This is a genomic window from Streptomyces antioxidans (genome assembly GCF_000968685.2).
Classification (GTDB): Bacteria; Actinomycetota; Actinomycetes; order Streptomycetales; family Streptomycetaceae; genus Streptomyces; species Streptomyces antioxidans.
In genome coordinates, this window is record NZ_LAKD02000053.1 from 1 (window position 1) to 24,455 (window position 24,455).

Genomic DNA, 24,455 nt, shown 5'->3' on the forward strand with positions numbered 1-24,455 from the left:
CCCCGGGCCCGCTTCCGCCGCCGCGGCCGTGCCCCCATCCCGGGGGCCGGGAGCGCGTCCGTTCCACTGGCCGGTTGAGGGGCGGGGGTTGGGGGAGGGAGGAAGCCCGGGTGGGGGAGCGGGGCGGAGCCGCGGCCGTGGCCCAGGTCGTGCGGCGGTGGCCACGACAGGCCGGCGCACAGGGACGGCCCCGGCCCGTGCCATACCGTGCGGCGGGGCGGCCACCGGCACGGGCGGCCCCGGAAATCCCGCCGTGGGCGGCATTCGGCGGCGGCTAGGATCGGCCCTCTGATGACTGCCACTCTCGTCGCCAAGGACCTCGCCGCCGCACACGGCGACCGCACCCTCTTCGCCGGGCTCGACCTCGTCGTCGCCCCCGGCGACGTCATCGGGCTCGTCGGCGTCAACGGCGCGGGCAAGTCCACCCTGCTCCGCCTGCTCGCCGGTCTCACCGACCCCGAGCAGGGGGCCGTACGCCTCAGCCCGCCGCACGCCACGGTGGGCCACCTCCCGCAGGAGCCCGAGCGGCGGCCGGGGGAGACCGTACGGGGCTTCCTGGCCCGCCGCACCGGGGTCGCCGCCGCGCAGGCCGAACTCGACGCCGCCACCCAGGCACTCGTGGACGCCGCGCCCGGCGCGGACGACGCCTACGCCACCGCCCTGGAGCGCTGGCTCTCCCTGGGCGCCGCCGACCTCGACGAGCGGGCCGACGAGGTCGCCGCCTCGCTCGGGCTCGACGTCTCCCTGGACCGCCCCATGACCGCGCTCTCGGGGGGACAGGCGGCGCGCGCCGGGCTCGCCTCGCTCCTCCTCTCCCGGTACGACGTCTTCCTGCTCGACGAGCCCACCAACGACCTCGACCTCGACGGACTCCGGCGCCTCGAGGTCTTCGTGGGCGGGCTGCGCGCCGGTACGGTGCTCGTCAGCCACGACCGTGAATTCCTCGCCCGCACCGTCGACAAGGTGCTCGAACTCGACCTCGCCCAGCAGCGGGTGAACCTCTACGGCGGCGGCTACGAGGCGTATCTGGAGGAGCGGGAGACGGCCCGCCGCCACGCCCGCGAACGCTACGAGGAGTACGCGGACACCCGCGCCACCCTGGAGGCCCGCGCCCGCACCCAGCGCGCCTGGATGGAGAAGGGCGTCAAGAACGCCCGCCGCAAGGCCACCGACGGCGACAAGATCGGGCGCAACGCCCGGGTCGAGGCCACCGAGAAGCAGGCCGCCAAGGCGCGCCAGACCGACCGGCTGATCGAGCGGCTGGACGTGGTCGAGGAGCCGCGCAAGGAGTGGGAGCTCCGGATGGAGATCGCCGCGGCGCCGCGCGCGGGCGCGGTGGTGGCGACCCTGCGCGGCGCCGAGGTACGGCGCGGCGACTTCCGCTTCGGCCCGGTCGACCTCCAGATCGACTGGGCCGACCGGGTCGCGGTCACCGGAGCGAACGGCTCCGGCAAGTCCACCCTGCTCGCCGCCCTCCTCGGCCGCCTCCCCCTGGACGCGGGCGCGGCGGCGCTCGGGCCCGGTGTGGTGGTCGGCGAGGTCGACCAGGCACGGGCGCTCTTCTTCGGGCGCGAGTCGCTGCTGGAGGCGTTCGGCGCCGCGGTGCCGGAGCTGGCGCCCGCGGACGTACGGACGCTGCTGGCCAAGTTCGGCCTCAAGTCCGACCATGTGCTGCGGTCCGCCGCCACGCTGTCCCCCGGGGAACGGACCCGTTCGGCACTGGCGCTCCTCCAGGCGCGCGGGGTCAACCTGCTGGTGCTCGACGAGCCCACCAACCACCTGGACCTGGTGGCCATCGAACAACTCGAGTCGGCCCTGGCCTCCTACACCGGCACCCTGCTCCTGGTCACCCACGACCGCCGGATGCTCGACGCGGTCCACACCACCCGCCGCCTGGCGGTCTCCGAAGGCCGCGTCACCGAGTCCTGACCACCGGGCCCCGGCCTCGGCCCGCCGGGCCGAGGGCCACAACGCGCGGCACCCGCAGCCCGGTTGGGGCCAGGACCTCCGAGCGGCGGGGCCACCGGGCGTGGTCCGGCCACCGGGCGTGGTCCGGGGGAGCTGGCGTGGTCCGGGGGACTCACGAGCCCGGGGGCGGGGCTCAGCCCGGAGGGCCGCACCCCGCCCGGAGGGCTAGCGCTTCTTGGGGTCGAGCAGGCCCGCCCTCCGCAGGGCGTCGGCCATCGCGCCGTTCGCCGGGGCCGCGTCACGGCTCCCGCCGCCGCGCTGGCCGCCGCGGCCACTGCCGCCCTGGCGCTGCTGGGGCGCGCCGCGACGGCCCCCGCCGCGCTGGCCGCGGCCCTCGTCGGAGCGGCCGCGGTCACGGCCGCCGCCGGACGGGGCGCCCGCCTCGTCGTCGAGCCGGAGCGTCAGCGAGATCCGCTTGCGCGGGATGTCGACGTCGAGGACCTTCACCCGCACGATGTCACCGGGCTTGACCACGTCCCGCGGGTCCTTGACGAACGTCTTGGACATCGCGGAGACGTGCACCAGACCGTCCTGGTGCACACCGATGTCGACGAACGCGCCGAACGCCGCGACATTGGTGACGACGCCCTCCAGGATCATCCCGGCCGACAGGTCGCCGATCTTCTCGACGCCCTCCTTGAAGGTCGCCGTCTTGAAGGCGGGACGCGGGTCGCGGCCCGGCTTCTCCAGCTCCTTGAGGATGTCGGTGACGGTCGGCAGACCGAAGGCGTCGTCCACGAACTCGTCCGGCCGCAGACCGCGCAGCACCGAGGTGTTGCCGATGAGGGTGGTGACGTCGCCGCCCGCCGTGGTGGCCATCCGCCGCACCACCGGATACGCCTCGGGGTGCACGCTCGATCCGTCCAGCGGGTCGTCACCGCCGCGGATGCGCAGGAAGCCCGCGCACTGCTCATACGCCTTGGGGCCGAGCCGGGCCACGTCCTTGAGCGCCTTACGGTTGCGGAACGGGCCGTTGGTGTCGCGGTGGGAGACGATGTTCTCCGCGAGGCCGGTGCCGATGCCCGAGACCCGGCTGAGCAGCGGGGTGGATGCCGTGTTGACGTCCACCCCGACACCGTTCACACAGTCCTCGACGACCGCGTCGAGCGAGCGGGAGAGCTTCACCTCGGACAGATCGTGCTGGTACTGACCGACGCCGATCGACTTCGGATCGATCTTGACCAGCTCGGCCAGCGGGTCCTGCAGCCGCCGCGCGATGGAGACGGCGCCGCGCAGCGAGACATCGAGGTCAGGCAGCTCCTGTGAGGCGAAGGCGGAGGCCGAGTACACGGAGGCGCCCGCCTCCGAGACCATCACCTTGGTGAGCTTCAGCTCGGGGTGCTTGCCGCACAGCTCGCCCGCCAGCTTGTCGGTCTCGCGGGACGCCGTGCCGTTGCCGATCGCGATGAGCTCCACCTTGTGCTCATGCGCCAGCCGGGCCAGCTTGGCGATGGCCTCGTCCCACTGGTTGCGGGGGACGTGGGGGTAGATCGTGTCCGTGGCCGCCACCTTGCCGGTCGCGTCGACCACGGCCACCTTCACGCCCGTACGGAAGCCGGGGTCCAGGCCCATCGTGGCGCGCGTCCCGGCCGGGGCGGCGAGCAGCAGATCGCGGAGGTTGGCGGCGAAGACCCGGACGGCCTCGTCCTCGGCGGCCTGGCGCAGCCGCAGCCGCAGATCGATGCCGAGGTGGACCAGGACACGGGTGCGCCAGGTCCAGCGCACCGTGTCCGCCAGCCACTTGTCGGCGGGGCGGCCGCGGTCCGCGATGCCGAAGCGCTGGGCGATGGAGCGCTCGTAGGAGGTGGGGCCGGTCTCCTCGGAGGGCTCCTCCGGCTCCAGGGTGAGGTCAAGGACCTCCTCCTTCTCACCGCGGAACATCGCCAGCACCCGGTGCGAGGGAAGCTCGGTGAACGGCTCGGCGAAGTCGAAGTAGTCGGCGAACTTGGCTCCCGCCTCCTCCTTGCCCTCGCGCACCTTGGTGGCCACCCGGCCGCGCTCCCACATGCGCTCACGCAGCTCGCCGATGAGGTCCGCGTCCTCGCTGAACCGCTCGGCGAGGATGGCCCGCGCGCCCTCCAGCGCGGCGGCGGCGTCCGTGACGCCCTTCTCGGCGTCCACGAAGGCCGCCGCGGCGGCCGTGGGCTCCACGGCCGGGTCGCCCAGCAGCCCTTCGGCGAGCGGCTCGAGCCCGGCCTCGCGGGCGATCTGCGCCTTGGTGCGCCGCTTGGGCTTGTAGGGGAGGTAGATGTCCTCCAGCCGGGCCTTGGAGTCCGCGGCGAGGATCTGCGCCTCAAGGGCCTCGTCCAGCTTGCCCTGGGAGCGGATCGACTCGAGGACCGCGGTGCGCCGCTCCTCCAACTCCCGCAAATAGCGCAGCCGCTCCTCCAGGGAACGCAGCTGCGCGTCGTCGAGCATCTCCGTCGCTTCCTTGCGGTAGCGCGCGATGAACGGCACGGTGGAGCCGCCGTCGAGCAGCTCGACGGCGGCTTTGACCTGCCGTTCCCGTACGCCGAGTTCCTCGGCGATCCTGCCTTCGATGGACGTCGTCACGATCACGCTCCGCTTTCGGTCTGCACTGCTCCTGCATTGTGGCAGGTGGCACTGACGAAGCGGTCGCGGCCGACGCTTTCGGCGGGCCGGGCGGCCCGGGTACGGGACCGGGCGGACACCCGTATCAGCCGGAAACGGTCATCACACCCGCCTGCGGCGCGGTCCGCTCGCCGCGTCGGAGACACCGCCGAAGAGGCGGGCCACGGCGCGGAAGGGAAGCGTCACCACGGTCGCGATGGCGGCACCGATGGCACGGAGCACGTCGGCGATGGCGCGGAACACGGGATACCTCCTGTCGGTCCTTGGCGGCTCGGCGGCGGCCGCCGGGCACCGCTCGCTACGCGGCGCACGGGCTGCTGCCTGCGTACGCGGCGCGCGGTGTGGGCGCCCGGTTGTCAGACGGCCGATCGCGCACAATAAGGCGGGTATCCCGATGTGCCCCTGCCAAACGCAACCCCCCGGCGGGGCCGCTGCCCCCGCTGGCCGGGGCCCTGAGCCTTCCCGGTGACTCGGGCCCCGGACGGGCGGGCCGGGGGGCGTCAGTCCTTGCTGCGGAGGTCCGCGGGGAAGGCGCCGTTCTCGCGGGCGGTCTTGGAGAAGGCGGTGGCGAGCTCGGTGAGCCGGGACACGCCCTCGGCGCCCAGGTGCTCGTACGGTGCCGCGTCCAGGCGGTCGGTCTCGGCCTCGAGGTCCTGGCGCAGCCGCTCACCGGCCTCCGTCAGCTCGTTCTCGGCGGTGAGCAGGCCGCGGTCGCGCAGCCGCTGGCGGCCCGCCTCCCACTCCTCGGCGCTGTAGCCGCGCGTCCGCAGGATCCACTTGGTGGACATGCCCTGACCGGTCGCGGTGTGGGAGGCCAGCGCCTCGACCGCGTCGAGCCCGGCGCCGACCAGGGTCATCAGATGGGCGTCGCCGCGGTGTTCGCGCAGCAGTGTGGCGGCGTGCCACAGCGCCAGGTGCGGGGCGTCGGGGACGGGCAGGTCGGCGTGGGCGGCGTACAGGGGCCGCGCGAGGCGCGAGCACGCCTCCGTGGCGCGCAGGGCCAGTTCCGCGGCCTCGGCCAGCTCCTTGGAGGCGATGACCTCCTCGCCCAGCACCCGCCGCAGCACCGAGTCGGCGGCCCGCACCCGGGCCTCCAGGGCGACCTCGGGGGAGACCACATCCCACGCGGCCGGAATGTGGCGGGCGACCAGGTCATGGCTGAAGTTGAAGAAGGTCGCGGTGACGATGCCCGCGCCCACCCGTCCCAGGGGCGCCGCACGGCCGACGAAGTAGGTGGCCGCGCCGTCCTTCAGCCCCAGCTGGGCGAGTTCCTCGCCGAAGTCGGGGGAGAAGTAGATGGCGGAGTGGAGGGGGTTGACGACGCTGTAACAGCGACGGGCGGCAAGCTCGGGAAGTGTGGTCATGGGCCGCACGCTACCGACAGGTAGTCACCCCCGACAGGCCGGGGCCCACCCGTCCGGATCCACCCCCGCCGGATCCGGCCACACCCGGCCGCGGTGGTGTCCTTACGGGTCTCATGGGCCCGGCCGGTCCGGATGCGTGGCGTCCCGGTCAGGGGGCCGGTGGGGTCCAGGGGAACCGCGGTGGGCGGCGTTCGAAGAAGGCCGTGATGCCCTCGGCGGCCTCCTTACTGTCCGCCGCCTGCTCCTGCCAGTACGCGACCCGGTCCGGCTCGACGGGCCCGGCCGCGAACTCCTTGACCGCCGCCTGGGTGAGCTGCGACCGGGAGACCAGCACCCGCGTGAACTCCGCCACCCGCTTGTCGAGTCCGCCCGTCGGAAGCACCTCGTCCACCAGACCGGTGCGCAGCGCCCGCTCGGTGTCGATCAGCTCGCCCGAGAACAGCAGGAACTTGGCGGTGGCCGGTCCCACCAGCTCGACCAGTCGGCGGGTCGAGCTGGGGGCGTAGACGATCCCCAGCTTGGCCGGGGTGATCCCGAACCGGGCGCCCTCCTCGGCGAACCGCAGGTCGCAGGCGGCGGCGAGCTGACAGCCGCCGCCCACGCAGTAGCCGCGCACCGCGGCCAGGGTCGGCTTGGGGAAGGCGGCCAGCGCCTCCTCGGCGGGCAGCGCGATCTCGGCGGTCTCCTCGTACGTGGCGCTCAGCGAGCCGATGTCGGCACCCGCGCAGAAGGTGTCGCCGTCGCCGGTGAGCACCAGCGCCCGTACGGCGGGGTCGGCGGCGAGCCGGGTCAGCAGCGGGGGCAGGGCCCGCCACATCCCGGGGGTCATGGCGTTGCGCTTGGCGGGGTGGCGGATGACGATGGTCGCTATGCCGCCGGCGACCTCGTGTTCCAGAGAGGGCTCCATGCGCGGATCGTATCCGGGCCGCCAGTCCCCGGGCCGCTCGTGTCCCGGCCGCCGCCCGGCCGTTCGAGCCGGTCACGGCGGAGTCAAGGCCCCGCATGCATAGCGTCAATGCTCGGTATCCACGCGAGCAGGAACAGTCGAGCGCGTGACTCTGGCATACGCCAACGATCAAAAACGCTCGATAAGCGTCAAGTTGTGCATAGTCCATCGGTCAGCGCCAGAGCTTCCCAACACTCGATACGAGAGGTCGGGCCGCGGCGAGGGGTGGGTATCGCACATGGAGATCGTCGGGAGAGTCCGCTCCGAGGCGGAACACGCCCCGCCCGCGCCGCCGCCCCCGGCCGGCTACGAGGGCGCCTGGCGGTTCACCGCACCGGCCCTGGACTCCTCCGTGCCACAGGCCCGGCACGCGGTGCGCGAGCTGCTGGACCATCAGCGGGCCCCGGTGAACGAGGAACTGGTGGAGAGTCTGCTCCTGATCGTCTCCGAGCTGGTCACCAACGCGGTACGGCACGCCGCGCTGCTCTCCCCCGAGATCGCCGTCGAGGTCTCCCTGAGCCGGGACTGGGTCCGGATCGCCGTCGAGGACAACCATCCCTACCGGCCGGTCGCGCTGCTGGCGGACCAGGGCGGGACCGGCGGGCGGGGACTGCTGCTGGTGACGGCGATCACGGAGGAGGCGGGCGGGGTCTACGACGTGGACCACACGGCGGGCGGCGGCAAGGTGGTCTGGGCCGCCCTGCCGCTGCCCGGCGCCCTCACCAGCCCGCCGCCGTCCCGGTGAGCTCACGGACCGTCGGGCGGGCCGCGTCCAGCACGGTCATGAACCACGCGGAGAACGGCCACTCCTCGCTCAGCTTCGCCAGCTCGTCGGGGGTGACGAAGGCGGTCTCGGCGATCTCCTCGGGGTCCGGGCGCGGGGTCGCCCGCACCAGCCCCGCGAAGAGGTGGTTGTACTCCTGCTCCACCAGGCCCGAGGCCGGGTCCGGGTGGTTGTAGCGGACCGTGCCCGCCTCCCGCAGCAGCGTGGGCGCCACGCCCAGCTCCTCGGCGGTGCGCCGGGCGGCGGCCACGAACGGGGGCTCACCGGGGTAGGGGTGGCCGCAGCAGGTGTTGGACCAGACCCCGGGGGAGTGGTACTTGCCCAGCGCACGACGCTGCAGCAGCAGCCGCCCCTCGTCGTCGAAGAGGAAGACGGAGAACGCCCGGTGCAGCTTGCCGGGCGCGAGATGCGCGGAGAGCTTCTCCGCGGTGCCGATCGTCGTACCGTTCTCGTCGACCAGCTCGAGCATGATCGGCTCTGCGGAACCGCTCGGCGCGGCGGTCTCGGCGGTCTCGGCGGAGCCGCCGTTGGCAGGTGTGATCGGCATGACCATCCTCATAGTTCCGACTCATGAACGTCCAAGTCTGCCGCACATGTGCCCTTCATCTGTGTCAGTGGCACAGTTTGGCTTCGTGATCAGCATGCCCACCCGGTTCCAGCTGGAACGTGCAGTGCCCGACGTCGAAGTGCTCCCCCAGACATTCCTGGAGGGCGTGCAGCATCCGCTCGTGGCCCAGCGCGTCCAGGGCCCCGGGAGCGACCACCACATGCGCGGAGAGCACCGGCATTCCCGAGGTGATGGTCCACACATGGAGGTCGTGCAGGCCCTCGACCCCGGGCAGGCCGAGGATATGGGCGCGTACGGCCGCCATGTCGACATTCCGCGGCGCCGCCTCCAGGAGGACGTTCAGCGTCTCGCGCAGCAGCTTGTACGTCCGCGGGACGATCAGGAGGCCGATCACCAGGGACGCGATGGGATCGGCCGTCTGCCAGCCGGTCGCGAGGATGATCCCGGCGGACACCAGCACCGCGACCGAGCCCAGCGCGTCCGCCGCGACCTCCAGGAAGGCGCCCCGGACGTTCAGGCTGGTGCGCTGCCCGCCCCGGAGCAGGGCCAGCGACACCAGGTTCGCGGCGAGGCCGACGGCGCCGAAGACGATGGTCAGCCCGCCCTCGGTGGCGGCCGGGGTGAGGAACCGCAGCACCGCCTCGTAGAGGATGTAGCCGCCGACGCCGAACAGCAGCAGACAGTTGGCCAGGGCCGCCAGGATCTCGGCGCGGGCGTAGCCGTAGGTGCGGTGCGGGCTCGGGGGACGGCCCGCGAAGTGGATCGCCAGCAGTGCCATCGCGAGCCCGAGCGCGTCCGTCGCCATATGGCCCGCGTCCGCGAGCAGGGCGAGGGAACCGGCGAGCAGACCGCCGACGATCTCCACGGCCATCACCGTGAGCGTGATGGCCAGGGCGATCCGCAGCCGCCACCGGTGGGCGGCGCCCGCGGTGGGCCGACCGCGGGCGTGGTCATGACCTGCGCCCATACGCGTAGGGACCTCCTCCCGGCACCGCGGTCCCCCGCTCACCAGTGAACTACGCCACCGGGTCGGCCCACGGCCAGCCGCGCCGACACCCAACGAGCGCCGCCGCTGCCGGGCGGGCGCCGCCCGCCCCGGCGGCCTGCGGCTGTGCCCGGGGGCCGGTTGCCCCGCGGTCAGCCGTGGCGAGCCTCGGGGTGGTGGTGGCGCCAGCCCTCCCAGGCCGACTCCACCATCGCGCGCACATCGTGTCTGGCGCTCCAGCCCAGCTCCTTGGCGATCAGTTCGGTGGATCCGACGACCCGGTCCGGATCGCCCGCCCGGCGCGGGCCCACCACGGGGGTGAGCTCCGGGCGGCCGGTGATCTCGCCGATCAGATCGGACATCTCCCGTACCGAGACGCCGCGGCCGGTGCCGATGTTCACCGTGAGGTCGCCCGGCTCCGGCCGCGCGGCCAGGCGACGGGCCACGGCCAGATGGGCGGAGGCCAGATCCTCGACGTGGATGTAGTCGCGGACACAGGTGCCGTCGGGGGTGTCGTAGTCATCGCCGAAGATCCGCGGCGGCTCTCCGTCGGCGATCCGCTCGAACATCATCGGGATGATGTTGAACACTCCGGTGTCGGCCAGTTCGGGGCGCGTGGCACCCGCCACATTGAAGTAGCGCAGACAGGCCGTGGCGAGGGAGTGGGCCGCGCCCACCGCCCTGACCAGCCATTCTCCGGCCAGTTTGGTCTCTCCGTACGGATTGATCGGCAGGCACGGGGTGTCCTCGGTGACGAGTTCCACATCGGGCATGCCGTAGACGGCAGCGGAGGAGGAGAAGAGGAAGCGGCCGACACCGGCCGCGACCACCGCCTCCAGCAGCACCGTGAGCCCGTGCACATTCTCGCGGTAGTAGCGGAGCGGCTGCTCCACGGACTCCCCGACCTGCTTCCTCGCCGCGAGGTGCACCACACCGGTCACCCCCAGCTCGGCGAAGGTGCGGTCCAGCAGCGCGCGGTCCAGGGTGGAGCCGTGCACCAGCGGCACGTCCTCGGGCAGCCGCGCCCGGATGCCGCTGCTGAGGTCGTCGAGCACGGCCACGGACTCGCCCGCCTCGGTCATGGCCCGCACAACATGCGACCCGATATATCCGGCACCACCTGTGATCAGCCACGTCATGCCCCGCACCCTATCCGTGGCGGGATTCACGGCGGGATCCGCCGCCGGACCCACGGCGGGAACCACCGCAGGCCCCATCGCGGGGCGATCGCCGTTTGTGGAGGACAGCCGCCATCCACCATGATGATCGGCGGCGCGCGGAAGTGGTCGTTCCCCCGATCGTGTGGTGAATGCGCGGTGAACGGCGGCTTCCATCGATCCGATAGCCTCTGCCGGACGTGCCGCCAGCCCCACGGGGCCAGGGCGTGCGACGCCCATGCCCGGAGGGCTCCAGGCCAGTGCCATCAGCGGCCCGGCCACCATGTCAGCTGCCAAGGAGTGAGTTCGTCTGTCGACCGCGATTCTCACCGGTGCGCCGGTCGCCGGATCGTCCCTCGAGGACGACCTGCGGTCGCTGGGCCTCGCCGTGCGTACGGCGACCGACGCCGCCGGGGTCACGGCGGAGCTCGCCGCCGTCCCGGCGCATGAGCGGGTGGCCCTCGTGGACCCCCGCTTCGTCGGCCATGTCCATGCCCTGCGGCTGGCCCTCACCGACCCCCGCTTCCCCGCCGCCACGGTGCGCGGCGCGCTGACGGCCCAGCCGGAAGCGCGAGCGGCCCTGGCCCGCGCCGTAACGGCTACCGCCGTCCCGGCCCTCGGCACCGCCGGGAGCCCGGAGCGCGAGGCCGCGCCCATGGTGGTGCCCGCCACCGTGCCCGACGGGGCCGGGAACGCACAGCCGCCCATCAACCCGGACGCCAGGAGCGGCGACACGGGCGCGCCCGGAGCGGCCGTGGCTTCGGGGGCCGCCGCACCGACGCGGTCCGCCACCCCCGCCGAGGCGCCGACCACGCACGGCGCGGCCGATACGCCCGGCGCAGCCAGCGCCCACTCCCTCGTGGACGACCTCGCCGCCGCCCTCGACGCCGAAGGCGTCCCCGTGCACCGCCCCGAGCTCGGGGTGCTCGTGGCCGCCGTGCCCGCGGACGCGCTGTCGCGGGCGAAGGCACAGGACGCCGTGGACGCGGTGGACGACGAGCGGGTGCGGCTGCGGTCGGCCGTGAAGTCGCGGGACGGCTTCTTCACGACCTTCTGCATCAGCCCGTACTCCCGCTACCTCGCCCGCTGGTGCGCCCGGCGCGGGCTGACCCCCAATCAGGTCACCACCGCCTCCCTCCTCACCGCGCTCATCGCCGCGGCCTGCGCCGCCACCGGCACCCGGCCCGGGTTCGTCTCGGCCGGTGTGCTGCTGATCGCCTCGTTCGTGCTCGACTGCACCGACGGGCAGTTGGCCCGCTACTCGCTCCAGTACTCCACGCTCGGCGCCTGGCTCGACGCCACGTTCGACCGGGCCAAGGAGTACGCCTACTACGCGGGCCTGGCGCTCGGCGCCGCCCGCGCCGACGGGGACGATGTGTGGGCGCTCGCGCTCGGCGCGATGGTGCTCCAGACCTGCCGCCATGTCGTGGACTTCGCCTTCAACGAGGCCAACCACGACGCCACCGGCAACACCAGCCCCACCGCGGCCCTCTCCGGCCGCCTCGACAGCGTCGGCTGGACGGTCTGGCTGCGCCGCATGATCGTGCTGCCGATCGGCGAGCGCTGGGCGATGATCGCCGTGCTGACGGCGTTCACCACGCCCCGTATCACCTTCTACGCCCTGCTCATCGGCTGTGCGCTGGCGGCCCTGTACACCACCGCGGGCCGGGTGCTGCGCTCGCTGACCCGGCGCGCGGAGCGCACGGACCGGGCCGCCCGCGCCCTCGCCGAGCTGGCCGACTCCGGCCCGCTGGCCGAGCTGGTGGCCAAGGCCGCGCCCCGGGGGCGTAGTTCGTATCTCGCTCCGCTCTCGGCCGCCCTCGGCGCGGCGGTCGTGCTGGCAGCCACCGCGGCCGCCGGTTTCGGCTCCTGGGTGCCCGTCGGCTGCGCCGTGCTCTACGCGGTGCTCGCGGGCGTCGCCGTGGCCGCGCCGCTCCAGGGCCCCCTCGACTGGCTGGTGCCGCCGCTCTTCCGCGCGGCCGAGTACGGCACCATCCTGATCCTGGCGGCCCGCTCGGAGGTGAACGGCGCCTTGCCGGCGGCTTTCGGGCTCGTTGCGGCGGTCGCCTACCATCACTACGACACGGTGTACCGCATCCGTGGCGGCACGGGGGCGCCCCCGCCCCGGCTGGTGCGGGCGATCGGCGGGCACGAGGGGCGGACGGTGGTGGTCACGGCCGCCGCTGCCCTGCTGCACCGGAACCAAGGTTTCACCATCGCGTTGACCGCTTTGGCGGCGGCCCTCGCGCTGGCGGTGCTCATCGAGAGCATCCGCTTCTGGGTGTCCTCAGGAGCACCCGCTGTACACGACGAATCAGGAGAACCCGCATGATCGGCCTCGTGCTCGCGGCCGGCGCCGGACGGCGTCTGCGCCCCTACACCGACACGCTTCCCAAGGCCCTGGTGCCCGTGGACGGTGAGACCACCGTCCTCGACCTGACCCTCGGCAACTTCGCGGAGGTCGGTCTGACCGAGGTCGCCATCGTCGTCGGCTACCGCAAGGAGGCCGTGTACGAGCGCAAGGAGGCCCTGGAGCAGGCTTACGGCGTCAAGCTCACGCTGATCGACAACGACAAGGCCGAGGAGTGGAACAACGCCTACTCCCTCTGGTGCGCCCGTGACGCGATCCAGCACTCCGTGATCCTCGCCAACGGCGACACCGTGCACCCGGTCTCGGTCGAGAAGACCCTGCTGGCCGCGCGCGGCAATGGCCAGAAGATCATCCTCGCGCTGGACACGGTCAAGCAGCTCGCCGACGAGGAGATGAAGGTCGTCGCCGACCCCGACAAGGGCGTCCAGAAGATCACCAAGCTGATGGACCCGGCCGAGGCGACCGGTGAGTACATCGGCGTCACTCTGATCGAGGGCGAGGCCGCCGCCGACCTCGCGGACGCGCTGAAGGCCACCTTCGAGCGCGACCCCGACCTCTACTACGAGGACGGCTACCAGGAGCTGGTCAACCGCGGCTTCAAGGTCGACGTGGCCCCCATCGGCGACCTCAAGTGGGTGGAGATCGACAACCACGACGATCTGGCGAAGGGCCGTGAGATCGCGTGCCAGTACTGACGAGGCTCATCCCCTCGCCGCTCGTCGTCGACATCCGCGCGGGCGCCCTGGACGATCTCGCGGGGGTCCTCGCCGACCAGCGGATCTCCGCCTCCGGCAAGCTGGCCATCGCCATCAGTGGCGGCTCGGGCGCCCTGCTGCGGGAGCGGCTGGCGCCGGCGCTGCCGGGCGCGAGCTGGTACGAGGTCGACGGCGGCACCCTGGACGACGCGATCAGGCTCGCCGACCGCATGAAGTCGGGGCACTACGACGCGGTCGTGGGGCTGGGCGGCGGAAAGATCATCGACTGTGCGAAGTTCGCCGCGGCGCGCATCGGCCTCCCGCTGGTCGCCGTCGCCACCAACCTCTCGCACGACGGTCTGTGCTCCCCGGTCGCGACCCTCGACAACGACGCGGGCCGCGGCTCGTACGGGGTGCCCAACCCGATCGCCGTGGTCATCGACCTCGATGTGATCCGGGAGGCGCCGGTCCGCTTCGTCCGCTCCGGCATCGGCGACGCCCTGTCCAACATCTCCGCGGTCGCCGACTGGGAGCTGTCCAACCGGGAGACCGGAGAGCAGATCGACGGCCTCGCGGCCGCGATGGCGCGCCAGGCCGGTGAGGCCGTGCTGCGCCACCCCGGCGGGGTCGGCGACGACGGCTTCCTCCAGGTGCTGGCCGAGGGGCTGGTGCTCACCGGCATCTCGATGTCGGTCGCGGGGGACTCCCGCCCGGCCTCCGGTGCCTGCCACGAGATCAACCACGCCTTCGACCTCCTCTTCCCCAAGCGCGCCGCCAGCCACGGTGAGCAGTGCGGCCTGGCCGCCGCCTTCGCGATGCGGCTGCGCGGGGCGCACGAGGAGTCGGAGCACATGGCCGGGGTGCTGCACCGGCACGGGCTGCCGGTGCTGCCCGAGGAGATCGGCTTCACGGTGGACGAGTTCGTCCAGGTCGTGCAGTTCGCCCCGAAGACCCGCCCCGGCCGCTACACGATCCTCGAGCACCTCGACCTCTCATCCGACGCGATCAGGGACGCATACGCCGACTATGCCAAAGCAGTCAGTCAAGCCATCAGTGGCTGAACTCCGCCCGGTCGTCCACCCCGCGGGGGTGAAGGACCGGCGGAGCGGTGAGCACTGGGCCGGGCGCCTCTACATGCGCGAGGTCTCGCTGCGCATCGACCGGCACCTGGTGAACACGAGGGTCACGCCCAACCAGCTGACGTACCTGATGACCGTCTTCGGCGCCCTCGCCGCCCCGGCCCTGCTGGTGCCGGGGGTCGCGGGCGCCGTGCTCGGGGTGCTGATGGTCCAGCTCTATCTGCTGCTGGACTGCGTCGACGGCGAGATAGCCCGCTGGAAGAAGCAGTTCTCGCTGGGCGGTGTGTATCTGGACCGGGTGGGGGCCTATCTGTGCGACGCCGCGGTGCTCGTCGGCTTCGGTCTGCGCGCCGCCGACCTGTGGGGCTCCGGGCGGATCGACTGGCTGTGGGCGTTCCTCGGCACCCTCGCCGCGCTCGGCGCCATCCTGATCAAGGCCGAGACCGACCTCGTCGGGGTCGCCCGGCACCAGGGCGGTCTGCCGCCGGTCAAGGAGGCGGCCGCCGAGCCGCGCTCGTCCGGTGTGGCGCTGGCCCGCAGGGCGGCCGCGGCGCTGAAGTTCCACCGGCTGGTCCTCGGGGTCGAGGCGTCGCTGCTCATCCTGGTGGTGGCGGTGGTGGACCAGGTGCGCGGCGATCTGTTCTTCACCCGGCTCGGCGTCGCCGTACTGGCCGGTATCGCCCTCCTGCAGACCCTGCTCCACCTGGTGTCCATCCTCGCCTCGAGCAGGCTCAAGTGAGCATGGGCGGCGAGATGAGGCTCGGAGCGGTCGTCCTGACGATGGGCAATCGCCCCGAGGAGCTGCGCGCGCTCCTCGACTCGGTCGCCAAGCAGGAGGGCGACCCGGTCGAGGTGGTCGTCGTGGGCAACGGTTCGCCGCTGCCTCCGCTCCCCGAGGGGGTACGGACCGTCGAGCTGCCGGAGAACGTGGGCATTCCGGCGGGCCGCAACGTGGGCATCGAGGCGTTCGGACCCGGTGGCTCGGACGTCGATGTGCTGCTGTTCCTCGACGACGACGGGCTGCTGCCGGGCACCGACACGGCCGAGCTGTGCCGCCGGGCGTTCGCCGACGACCCGGAGCTGGGCATCGTCTCGTTCCGCATCGCCGACCCCGACACCGGTGTCACCCAGCGTCGCCATGTGCCCCGGCTGCGTGCCTCCGACCCCCTGCGGTCCTCCCGGGTGACCACCTTCCTGGGCGGTGCCAACGCGGTGCGTACCACGGTGTTCCAGCAGGTCGGAGGGTTGCCGGACGACTTCTTCTACGCCCATGAGGAGACCGATCTGGCCTGGCGGGCGCTGGACGCCGGGTGGATGATCGATTACCGGTCGGACATGGTGCTGCACCATCCGACCACCGCCCCGAGCAGGCACGCGATCTACCACCGCATGGTGGCGCGGAACCGGGTCTGGCTGGCCCGGCGTAACCTTCCTGCGCTGCTCGTCCCCGTCTACCTGGGCGTCTGGCTGCTGCTCACGCTGGCCAGGCGTCCGTCGAAAACCGCACTTCGGGCCTGGTTCGGAGGGTTCCGGGAAGGCTGGAAGACTCCATGTGGTCCACGGCGGCCCATGAAGTGGCGTACGGTATGGCGCCTGACCCGACTGGGCCGACCTCCTGTCATCTGACAAGCTCGTTACGTAGAGCATCGGGCGCGACCCGGGGCGCGGCCCCGCTCAGCGCACCCTGAAGACGAAAGTGTCAACTGTGAGCGAGACTACGCACGACGGTGCGGTAGCCGTGAGTGGCCCGCCATCGGCCGACGACGGCCTGTCCCCGGCCGAGCTGGCGCGGAAGTACGAGCTGTCGGTGAGCGGCGCCCGGGTGGGCCTCGGCGAGTACATCCGCCAGATGTGGGGCCGGCGTCACTTCATCGTGGCCTTCTCGTCGGCCAAGCTCACTGCCCAGTACAGCCAGGCCAAGATGGGCCAGCTGTGGCAGGTGGTGACCCCGCTGCTCAACGCGGCGGTGTACTTCTTCATCTTCGGTCTCCTGCTGGGCGGCAGGGGCGGAATGAAGAACGACATGTACATCCCGTTCCTGGTGACGGGTGTGTTCGTCTTCACCTTCACCCAGGCGTCCGCCATGGCGGGCGTACGGGCCATCTCCGGGAACCTGGGGCTGGTGCGGGCCCTGCACTTCCCACGGGCCTCGCTCCCCATCTCGTTCGCGCTCCAGCAGCTCCAGCAGCTGCTCTTCTCGATGATCGTGCTGGCCGCCGTGCTGCTGGGGTTCGGGCACTTCCCCGCCTTCGCGTGGATCCTGGTCATCCCGGTCCTGGCGCTGCAGTTCGTCTTCAATGTCGGTCTGGCCCTGGTCCTGGCCCGGATGGGGGCCAAGACGCCCGACCTCGCGCAGCTGCTGCCGTTTATCCTGCGTACGTGGATGTACGCCTCCGGTGTGATGTACCCGCTGGAGCACATGCTGCAGAAGGCGGGGGCTCACTCCTGGGTCTCCGACATCCTGCTGGCCAACCCGGCGGCGGTCTATATGGATCTGATGCGGTACGCGCTGATCGAGAACTACTCCGGGGAGAACCTGCCGTCGCACGTCTGGGCGCTGGCGCTGGGGTGGGCGGTGCTGCTGGGCGTCGGGGGATTCGTGTACTTCTGGAAGGCAGAGGAGCGGTACGGCCGTGGCTGAGCAAACCCTCGACAAAGGTGCCCAGGCGGGGCAGGCCGAAGAGGCCGTCCGGGCGGCTTCCGCGCCGGCGCGGGTGCCCACTGTCATCGCCGACGATGTCCACATCGTCTACCGGGTGAACGGCGGCCCCAAGGGGAAGGGCAGCGCCACCGCCGCCCTCAGCCGCTTGCTGGGCCGTAAGAGCGCCCCGGGCATGCGGGAGGTGCACGCGGTGCGCGGGGTCACCTTCGTGGCGTACAAGGGCGAGTCGATCGGTCTGATCGGGTCCAATGGCTCGGGGAAGTCGACCCTGCTCAAGGCCGTCGCGGGGCTGCTGCCGACCGAGCGCGGCAAGGTCTACACCAACGGTCAGCCGTCGCTGCTCGGTGTGAACGCGGCGCTGATGAACGACCTCACCGGTGAGCGGAACGTGATCCTCGGTGGTCTGGCCATGGGCATGTCGCGCGAGCAGATCCGGGAGCGGTACCAGGGCATCGTGGACTTCTCGGGCATCAATGAGAAGGGTGACTTCATCACCCTGCCGATGCGTACGTACTCCTCCGGTATGGCGGCCCGGCTGCGGTTCTCCATCGCGGCGGCCAAGGACCACGATGTGCTGATGATCGACGAGGCGCTGGCCACCGGTGACAGGAAGTTCCAGAAGCGCTCCGAGGCCCGGATCCGCGAGCTGCGCCAGGAGGCGGGCACGGTCTTCCTGGTCAGCCACAACAACAAGTCCATCCGGGACACCTGTGACCGGGTGCTGTGGCTGGAGAAGGGCGAGCTGCTGATGGACGGCCCGACCGACGAGGTCATCAAGGCGTACGAGAAGGAGACCGGCAAGTAGCCGCTCCGCGAACGCCGTTCCCCAGCCGTCTCCCATAGACCATCAGGCCCCGCCGGGCAACCCGGCGGGGCCTTGTTGTCCACAAGCGGACCATGTACCCCGGATGGGAATGGGCGTGGCACCGTGGCACGTTGAGCAGAGCGACGGGGGAATCTGCACGGGGGGCTGACGGGGTGGTCAACAGCGGTGCCGTGGGCGGAAGCGGTCATGCCGAGAGGGTGTTCCGCGTGCAGCGGGCCTTCACCCAGCTCGGCGGGCGGGCCCATGGGCCCGGGGCGCTGGCCAGAGCGGCTGATCTGGACGACTCGACCGTGTACCGGATCCTCCAGTCCGGGGTGCACCAGGGCATCTTCGTCCGCGAGGGCCGGGGTCTGTACCGGCTGGGTTCGGCGGCCCCGCAGCTCGGCCTGAAGGCCCTGGCCCACTCGCCCGCGCCGGAGGCCGCCCACGCCCTCCTGGAGGCGCTGCGCCGGGACACCGGGGGGCTGGTCTTCCTCTATCTGCTGGCGCCGTTCGGCGGCGCGCACCGGCAGTGCGTCGACATGGCCGTCGGGGACTCCGATCTGACGGAGCTGGGGATGACGCCGCGCGCGGTGCAGACCGTCGAGCACTCGCTGCGGGTGGGGGCCGCGGGGCGGGCCATCCTGGCGTATCTGCCGGAGACCATCCAGGCGGAGGTGCTGGACCGGCCGGTGCCGGCCGAGGCCGGTCCCGGCGCCTTCCGGGACGACGTACGGCTCCTGGCCTCGCTGGACCGGATCAGGGCCCGGGGGTACGCCCTGGGGCACGAGGAGTGCGCGGCGGGGTGGAACGAGTGCGCGGCGCCGGTCACCTGGGACGGGCTGGTCATGGGCTCGGTGCTGGTGATGAAGCCCAAACGGATCATGACGCGGTGTCCGGTGACCGTCATCGAGGCGGTGGAGCGGACGGCGGCGGACCTGGCCGATCTGGGCCGGGGCCGTCCCGCCGGTTCGGATGTCAATGATTCGAGAATGAAGTAAATTTACGGTAACAGCAGTAAACGTGAAGCGCATTCTCCGCACTTCACCGGCCCTTTCTCGCGAGGCGAGAAAGGGCCGGAAATCCTTGACTCATACGGGCGTGCGGCCGCAATAATCAAGAGGGCAATCTCGTCTGATTCTTGCATGCTCGGCGGCTCGATGAGCCGTCTCACCAGGGGGAAATATCACCGTGTCCGACCGGGGCGGTCTCGCCGTCGTACTCGATAATCCGGCGCCCAACTGGGCGCGGGAGCTGGAACGTGTGCCGTTGTTATCAGCCAGGGAGGGCGAGACGTTTGCGCTGCTCGGCGCGGGCTGGTCCAACCGCCGTATCGCGCTGCGGCTCCAAGTGACCGAGCGCACGGTGAAGGCGCATGTGGCGTCAATACTCGCCAAACTGCAGGTGGAATCGCGGCTTCAGGCCGGTCTGGTCGCGCTCAGCTATCGCCACCTGTACCAAAGTACAGTTCCGGGAAGGGCCGTGGCCGGTTAGCGTTGCCCCGTCTGCCCCTTTATCCGTCGGCCGGATAACGACGTGAACCAATCTGCCGCACAGCAATCGCGCCGTCCTAGGAAAGGTATTCATGACTGACCGTTCCGGCCCGAGCGGAATGAACCCCGTGTGGACGCTGGTGGTGTCCGGACTCACCGTCTTCATGGCCGCCTTGGACAACCTCGTCGTCATCACCGCGCTGCCCGCCATTCAGCAGGACCTGGGCACCAGCCTCCAGGACCTGGAGTGGACGGTGAACGGCTACACCCTCACCTTCTCGGTCTTCCTGATGGCCGGTGCGGCCGCCGGTGACCGGTTCGGCCGCCGCCGGGTGTTCCTGGCCGGCCTGGTCGTCTTCACCGGGGCCTCCGCCGCCGCGGCGCTGTCCGACAGCGCGGACTCCCTGATCGCCGCCCGTGCCGTACAGGGCCTCGGGGCGGCCGTGGTGATGCCGCTGACGCTCACCCTGCTGACCGTGGCCGTCCCCGAGCGCCGCCGCGGTCTCGCGCTGGGCGTCTGGGGTGCCCTCAGCGGGCTCGCGGTCGCGCTCGGCCCGCTGATCGGCGGCGCCGTGGTGGAGAAGATCTCCTGGGAGTGGATCTTCTGGGTCAATGTGCCGATCGGCGTGGCGGTGCTGGTGCTCGGCCTGTGGAAGCTGGCCGAGTCCACCCGCCCGGACACCTCGCTGGACCCGGTGGGCACCGTCCTGGTCAGCGTCGGGGTGTTCGGCGTGGTCTACGCGCTGGTGTCCACCACCGAACACGGCTGGTCCAGCGGGCGGGTGCTCGGCTTCCTGGCCGGTGGCCTGGTGGTGCTCGCGCTCTTCGTCGGCTGGGAGCTGCGGACGGCCCAACCGATGCTGCCGATGCGGCTGTTCGCCAACCGCGCGTTCAGCGCGGTCAACGCGGCCAGCCTGCTGATGTTCGCGGCCATGTTCGGACTGGTCTTCCTGCTCACCCAGTTCATGCAGAACATCCAGGGCTTCTCACCGCTGGAGGCGGGCGTGAAGATGCTGCCGTGGACGGCGATGCCGGTCGTGGTCGCCCCGCTGGCGGCGCTGCTGACCGCCCGGCTCGGCAACCGTCTGGTGGTCGCCGCGGGGCTGCTGTTCGAGGCCGCGGGCCTCGGCTGGCTGGCGTCCGTGGTGAGCGCCGACACCGCCTACGCCGACCAGGTGCCCGGTCTGGTGCTCGGCGGAGTCGGCCTGGGGCTGTTCTTCTCGCCCGTCGCGGAAATGGCGATGAACGTCGTCGCACCCCGCGACCAGGGAATCGCCTCGGGCGCCAACAACACCTTCCGTGAGCTCGGCGGCGCACTCGGCGTCGCGGTACTCACCTCCGTATTCACCACACTGGGCGGCTACGGCTCGCCCCAGGAATTCGTGGACGGGCTGCGGCCCGCCGCCTGGATCGGCGCCGGAATCGCCGCCTTCGGTTGTCTGGCCATTCTCCTGGCACCGCGCGGCGGTACCACACCGACCGCCGAAACCAAGGTGATTTCTTCGGGAGCCGTCGAGGATTCATATAAGGGAAACCTCCCGAGCCAGTCGCGCAACTAATCTCGACCGAGCGAAGTCAGAGCGAACAAGATGATCCACCGGCCCCCGGAATCCGGGTGACCGCTGGGTGTGGGGGACGCTATGTACGACGTCATTGTGGTAGGAGCGCGCATCAGCGGGTCAGCGACCGCGATGCTCCTGGCGAGAGCCGGGTACCGGGTCCTTCTTCTCGACCGGGCGAAATTCCCCGGTGGTAAGGGGGCCGCCACCAATCTGGTCCACCCTCCGGGAATTCTCCGGCTGAAGCGCTGGGGGCTGCTGGACGAGGTGGCCGCCACCGGCTGCCCGCCCATTCACTCCTACGGTCTGCAGAGCGGCCCGGTCCAGCTGATGGCCAAGCTGCCCGCCGTCGAGGGCGTGGCCGAGGCGTACTCCCCGGAGCGCCGCAAGCTGGACGAGATCCTGCTGGAGGCCGCGGTCAAGGCCGGGGCGGAGCTGCGGGAGCGGGTCGCGCTGCGGGAACTGCTGACGGACGCCCAGGGCACCGTCATCGGCGTCCGGGCCGAGACCGAGGACCGTACCCCCGTCGTCGAGCACGCCCGGCTGGTCGTGGGCGCCGACGGCTCGAACTCCACCGTCGCCCGGCTGGTGGGGGCCGAGAAGTACGACTCCCATCCGGTGCTCAACAAGAGCCACTGGTCGTACTGGGCCGATCTGCCGCACGACGGCAAGGTGCGCACCTACCGCCACCGCCATCAGCACGCCTTCACCTGGCCCACCCACGACGGCCTGACCATCGTCGGACTGGCCCTGCCGGTCGGGGACTTCAAGGCGTCCGCCGACCAGGAGCGCGACGCCACGGTCATCTCCGCCTTCGAGGAGGTCGACCCGGAGTTCGCCGCGCGGCTGCGGGAGACCCGGCGCACCGACACGTGGATGACCGGCGCGGTCCCCAACTTCCTGCGCCAGTGTCACGGCCCCGGCTGGGCCCTGACCGGTGACGCGGGCTACACCCGCGACCCCATCACCGCCGCCGGTATCACCGACTCGCTGCGCGGGGCCGAACTGCTCGTGGAGGCCGTGGCACCGGCCCTGGCCGGGGACCGCGACCTCGCGCCCGCCCTCGCCGACTACGCCAGGTGCCGCGACGCCCTGGTGAGCGGCCACTTCCAGTACACCCGCGACCACGCCACGATCGCCGACTACAACCGCGAGGAGCTGGAGTTCATCCGGGCGATGGCACGCAGCCCGCACCACGGCAGCGGCATGGTCGGGATGTTCGCCACCATCGTCCCGCCCGCCGAGTTCTACTCCCCGGCCAATATCCACGCCCTCTTCGACCACATCCCGCCGGGCTCCGAGCCGGGCTGGAAGATCCGGATGGTGCGCTGGCTCGTCCGCGGCGCCCCCCGGCATCTGCCCCCGGCCACCCGGCTCGCCGACCGGCTGATCGCCGCCAACCTCGGGAGCATGGGCACCTTCCTGCTCGGCTCCCCGGTCGCCCGCGCGGCCTAGGGGGTGTCCGACGGTACGCGTACGCCTGCGGCGGGCTGCTCCCCTCCCCGCCCCTTCCACAGCATCGATATGCGGCTCCGCCGCGTGGCTGGGACCCCGCCCCGGACCCCGCTCCTCAATCTCCCCCGGCTACCGCTGGGAGGTGTCCCCTGGAGGGGCTGATCTCAGCCCGTCCGGCGATTGAGGACACGTCCGAAGGGCGTACCGGGCCCAGGGGCGAAGCCCCTGTAACGGGACGGGGCGGGGAGGGGAAAGGTCCGCCGGACACCCCGTAGCCGGACTCCCTCGCGCCACGCCCACCGGGCACGGCCGCGACCTCATAACGGCCTTCGGCCGCCCACAGCGCCGCGCCACCCGCGCGGGTGGCGCACCTCATCCACCGTCACCACCACAGCCATGGAGGCATCGCCATGTCCAGCAATCCGTCCCCCGGCGTCACAACGGCGTTCCTCTTCCCCGGACAAGGCGGCTTCGACGGCGAGGCACTTCGCCGCGCCAAGGAGCGCCATCCCCAGATCGGCCGGGTCTTCCAGCGGCTCGACACCGTGACCGAGGAGCTTTACGGCAGCCGCGTCTCCGATGTGCTCTTCGGCGAGCGCGAGGCCGAGCTGCGCGAGCTGCTCGACAAGGACCCCTGGGCCTCCCAGGTCGCCATCTACGGCGCCGGTCTGGCCGCCTACGAGATTCTCGCCGCCCAGGGCGCCGCCCCCGACGTCCTGGCCGGGCACAGCCTCGGCGAGATCACCGCCCTGGTGGCGGCCGGGGCCTTCTCGGTCGAGGACGGCGTCCGTATCGTCGCCCAGCGCGTGGCCGTGATCGAGCGGCAGGGCGGGGTCGACGGTCGCATGGTGGCCCTGGCCGCGAGCGCCGAGCGCACGCGCAAGCTGCTGGAGCTGGTGGACGAGCCGCTGCTGGCCGTCGCCACCGAGAACCACGACGAGCAGACCGTGGTCAGCGGCCCCGCCGGGATCCTGGACCGGGTCGTGGCGATCGCCGGGCAGCTGGACGTGGGCGCCATCGAGATCGACACCCCCTTCCCCTTCCACACCCCGGCGCTCGCCCCCGCCGCCCCCGAGTTCGCCGCGTACGTAAGGAAGTTGGACCAGGGCCCGCTGAACCGCCCGGTGTACTCGCCGATCCTGCAGCGCTACTACGAGCCGGGCGACGCCCTCGCCGACCTGCTGGCCGAGCACTTCACCCGGCCGGTGCGGTTCGCCGCGGCCGTACGGCACCTGCGGGAGGCCGGTGCCGAGGTGTTCGTGGAGGCGGGCGGGCGCGCCGCGCTCTCCAAGCTGGTCGCCAAGGTGACCGACGGCAGCTCCGCGGTGCGGTCGCTGCCCACGCTGGCGCTGACCGGCGGGCGGCTGGCGCTCGACACCACCCTGGACGCGCTGCGCGAGGCCGGTCTGGCCGCCCCCGAGCGCGGCGGGCTCGCCGAGCTGCTGGCCCCCTCGGTGCCCGCGGACGTCTTCGCGGCGTACTGGAGCGAGCGCGGCCACATGGTGCTGGAGCTGGTCCGCACCGAACTGGACGCCTTCCGCAAGTCCACCGAGGGCCGGGGCGACGAGGCCGCGTCCGTGCCCGCACCGGAGGCCCCGGCAGCCCCGGAGGCCCCGGCAGCCCCGGCGGCCCCGGAGGCCACCGCGTCCGGTGCGTCCGGTGCGCGGGCCGCAGCGTACGGCCGCGACCAGCTCTTCGGGGAGCTGCGGACCCTCTACGCCGAGGCCCTTGAGTACCCCGAGGACGTCTTCGAGGACGAGGTGCAGCTGGAGGCCGAGCTGGGCGTCGACTCCGTCAAGCAGGTCGAGCTCCTGTCCAGGGTCTCCAGCCGCTACGGGCTGCCGCCGCGCGAGTCCGGCTTCCGGCTGGCCAGCTACAACACCATGGGCAAGATCACCGACTTTGTGCTCCAGCAGCTCAACGACCAAGGGGCCCACGCAGCGGCCTCCGCCACGGGCTGAAGCGCCCACCC

The 24,455-nt window shown here is 71.9% G+C and carries 21 protein-coding genes; 14 read left to right on the forward strand and 7 right to left on the reverse strand.

All coding sequences use genetic code 11. The features are described from left to right. The first annotated feature begins 291 nt into the window (after positions 1 to 291). Positions 292 to 1,929, forward strand: a complete 1,638-nt coding sequence (locus tag VT50_RS21485; RefSeq protein ID WP_079343869.1) for an ABC-F family ATP-binding cassette domain-containing protein — start codon at positions 292 to 294, stop codon at positions 1,927 to 1,929. Between the two features lie 204 nt (positions 1,930 to 2,133). On the opposite strand, the gene VT50_RS21490 is transcribed toward VT50_RS21485, so the two are convergent. From VT50_RS21490 to VT50_RS21500, 4 genes are all read right to left on the reverse strand, one after another. Then, positions 2,134 to 4,521: a Tex family protein gene (locus tag VT50_RS21490; protein ID WP_046086095.1), complete on the reverse strand. Its 2,388-nt coding sequence runs from the start codon at positions 4,519 to 4,521 to the stop codon at positions 2,134 to 2,136. Between the two features lie 141 nt (positions 4,522 to 4,662). Next, the gene (locus tag VT50_RS39340; protein ID WP_020867265.1) at positions 4,663 to 4,803 is read right to left on the reverse strand and encodes an LPFR motif small protein; all 141 of its coding nucleotides are present in this window, start codon (positions 4,801 to 4,803) and stop codon (positions 4,663 to 4,665) included. Positions 4,804 to 5,060: 257 nt separating this feature from the next. Then, the gene (locus VT50_RS21495; protein ID WP_046086086.1) at positions 5,061 to 5,924 is read right to left on the reverse strand and encodes an SCO6745 family protein; all 864 of its coding nucleotides are present in this window, start codon (positions 5,922 to 5,924) and stop codon (positions 5,061 to 5,063) included. 148 nt (positions 5,925 to 6,072) lie between these two features. Then, positions 6,073 to 6,831: an enoyl-CoA hydratase/isomerase family protein gene (locus VT50_RS21500; protein ID WP_046086085.1), complete on the reverse strand. Its 759-nt coding sequence runs from the start codon at positions 6,829 to 6,831 to the stop codon at positions 6,073 to 6,075. Between the two features lie 277 nt (positions 6,832 to 7,108). Here VT50_RS21500 and VT50_RS21505 point away from each other — a divergent pair, with 277 nt between their 5' ends. Then, positions 7,109 to 7,615, forward strand: coding sequence for an ATP-binding protein (locus VT50_RS21505; protein WP_046086084.1), 507 nt, complete (start codon positions 7,109 to 7,111; stop codon positions 7,613 to 7,615). Here the strand turns inward: VT50_RS21505 and idi are convergent. From idi to galE, 3 genes are all read right to left on the reverse strand, one after another. Then, a complete protein-coding gene (idi, locus tag VT50_RS21510) occupies positions 7,590 to 8,201 on the reverse strand; it encodes an isopentenyl-diphosphate Delta-isomerase (RefSeq protein WP_046086094.1) in 612 nt (203 codons plus the stop codon). The two genes, VT50_RS21505 and idi, sit on opposite strands and share 26 nt — an antisense overlap. Before the next feature lie 64 nt (positions 8,202 to 8,265). Then, positions 8,266 to 9,189 (reverse strand): cation diffusion facilitator family transporter, encoded by a 924-nt coding sequence (locus VT50_RS21515; protein WP_046086083.1) that lies wholly within the window; start codon positions 9,187 to 9,189, stop codon positions 8,266 to 8,268. 170 nt (positions 9,190 to 9,359) lie between these two features. Then, complete coding sequence (galE, locus tag VT50_RS21520; protein ID WP_046086082.1) at positions 9,360 to 10,346, reverse strand: UDP-glucose 4-epimerase GalE; 987 nt, start codon at positions 10,344 to 10,346, stop codon at positions 9,360 to 9,362. Between the two features lie 406 nt (positions 10,347 to 10,752). On the opposite strand from galE, the gene VT50_RS21525 reads away from it, so the two are divergent. The 12 genes from VT50_RS21525 to VT50_RS21580 all read left to right on the forward strand — a co-directional run bounded on the left by VT50_RS21525 (position 10,753) and on the right by VT50_RS21580 (position 24,444). Next, positions 10,753 to 12,696 carry a DUF5941 domain-containing protein gene (locus tag VT50_RS21525; protein ID WP_063893215.1) on the forward strand — a complete coding sequence of 648 codons (1,944 nt, stop codon included), beginning with the start codon at positions 10,753 to 10,755 and terminating at the stop codon, positions 12,694 to 12,696. Next, entirely contained in the window at positions 12,693 to 13,430 is a 738-nt protein-coding gene (locus VT50_RS21530; protein WP_046086080.1) for a phosphocholine cytidylyltransferase family protein, read from the forward strand. The genes VT50_RS21525 and VT50_RS21530 overlap by 4 nt, the downstream gene beginning before the upstream one ends. Next, the gene (locus tag VT50_RS21535; protein WP_046086079.1) at positions 13,418 to 14,491 is read left to right on the forward strand and encodes an iron-containing alcohol dehydrogenase family protein; all 1,074 of its coding nucleotides are present in this window, start codon (positions 13,418 to 13,420) and stop codon (positions 14,489 to 14,491) included. Before VT50_RS21530 ends, VT50_RS21535 begins: the two co-directional genes overlap by 13 nt. Then, complete coding sequence (locus VT50_RS21540) at positions 14,457 to 15,248, forward strand: CDP-alcohol phosphatidyltransferase family protein (RefSeq protein WP_075200335.1); 792 nt, start codon at positions 14,457 to 14,459, stop codon at positions 15,246 to 15,248. Before VT50_RS21535 ends, VT50_RS21540 begins: the two co-directional genes overlap by 35 nt. A gap of 14 nt (positions 15,249 to 15,262) precedes the next feature. Continuing rightward, on the forward strand, positions 15,263 to 16,135 hold the full coding sequence (locus VT50_RS21545; protein WP_046086093.1) for a glycosyltransferase family 2 protein: 873 nt from the start codon (positions 15,263 to 15,265) through the stop codon (positions 16,133 to 16,135). 79 nt (positions 16,136 to 16,214) lie between these two features. Next, positions 16,215 to 17,150: an ABC transporter permease gene (locus VT50_RS21550; RefSeq protein ID WP_046086077.1), complete on the forward strand. Its 936-nt coding sequence runs from the start codon at positions 16,215 to 16,217 to the stop codon at positions 17,148 to 17,150. Beyond that, entirely contained in the window at positions 17,143 to 17,976 is an 834-nt protein-coding gene (locus VT50_RS21555; protein WP_046086076.1) for an ABC transporter ATP-binding protein, read from the forward strand. The genes VT50_RS21550 and VT50_RS21555 overlap by 8 nt, the downstream gene beginning before the upstream one ends. A 227-nt stretch (positions 17,977 to 18,203) precedes the next feature. Continuing rightward, positions 18,204 to 18,977, forward strand: a complete 774-nt coding sequence (locus VT50_RS41010; RefSeq protein ID WP_276207317.1) for an IclR family transcriptional regulator — start codon at positions 18,204 to 18,206, stop codon at positions 18,975 to 18,977. A gap of 190 nt (positions 18,978 to 19,167) precedes the next feature. Continuing rightward, complete coding sequence (locus VT50_RS21565) at positions 19,168 to 19,470, forward strand: response regulator transcription factor (protein WP_240529247.1); 303 nt, start codon at positions 19,168 to 19,170, stop codon at positions 19,468 to 19,470. 91 nt (positions 19,471 to 19,561) lie between these two features. Next, positions 19,562 to 21,028, forward strand: coding sequence for an MFS transporter (locus VT50_RS21570; RefSeq protein ID WP_046086074.1), 1,467 nt, complete (start codon positions 19,562 to 19,564; stop codon positions 21,026 to 21,028). A gap of 81 nt (positions 21,029 to 21,109) precedes the next feature. After that, positions 21,110 to 22,483: an NAD(P)/FAD-dependent oxidoreductase gene (locus tag VT50_RS21575; protein WP_075200333.1), complete on the forward strand. Its 1,374-nt coding sequence runs from the start codon at positions 21,110 to 21,112 to the stop codon at positions 22,481 to 22,483. 410 nt (positions 22,484 to 22,893) lie between these two features. After that, positions 22,894 to 24,444, forward strand: a complete 1,551-nt coding sequence (locus tag VT50_RS21580) for an acyltransferase domain-containing protein (RefSeq protein WP_046086073.1) — start codon at positions 22,894 to 22,896, stop codon at positions 24,442 to 24,444. Positions 24,445 to 24,455 lie beyond the last annotated feature (11 nt).